1 protein-coding gene is annotated in these 591 nt (G+C 46.4%); it reads right to left on the reverse strand.

Features of this window, described 5'->3' with window-relative positions; translation table 11 throughout:
- Positions 1-101: 101 nt before the first annotated feature.
- Positions 102-591: IS1595-like element ISNme4 family transposase (locus J5X94_RS13830; protein ID WP_210541620.1), on the reverse strand; the 490-nt coding region annotated here is incomplete at its 5' end.

Genomic DNA, 591 nt, shown 5'->3' on the forward strand with positions numbered 1-591 from the left:
ATTGTTTACAATCTATGTGCTTATCGTAAAAAAATTTAACGCTGATGGCAAGCGGTGAAGGTTTGAAAACGAAAAATTTTAGGGGCTGTACTAGATTAGCCCTAAATCCCACACCAATCCCGCAGGATTTTAAGCTGTTGAGACGGTGTGCCGAAGTTAAATCGAAATTCGCATTCTTTCAAGAACAGTGGGAAAGATTTGCAATCGATTCCGTTGTATTTTCGCAAGACGCGTTTTGCCTGATTCCAAAAATTCTCAATGCCGTTAATGTGGTTCTGACGGTCTGCAAATTCCTTGGAATGGTTGATGCGGTAATGGATAAAACCGCTCACGTCCAACTTGTCGCAGCTGCTCAGACTATCGGTATAAACAATACTGTCCGGCATGATTTTCTTTTTGATGACAGGGAGTAACGTTTCAGACTTGGCATTATCCACCACAACGGTATAGACCCGTCCGTTGCGTTTCAGAATGCCGAAGACAACCACTTTTCCTGCCGCACCGCGACCACGTCTGCCTTTACGCCGTCCGCCGAAATCGCTTTCGTCCGGCTCGACAGGGCCCTCAAAAACCTCATCGGCAGCCAAGGCC

The organism is Psychrobacter sp. K31L (assembly GCF_017942195.1).
In the GTDB taxonomy this organism is placed as follows: domain Bacteria; phylum Pseudomonadota; class Gammaproteobacteria; order Pseudomonadales; family Moraxellaceae; genus Psychrobacter; species Psychrobacter glaciei.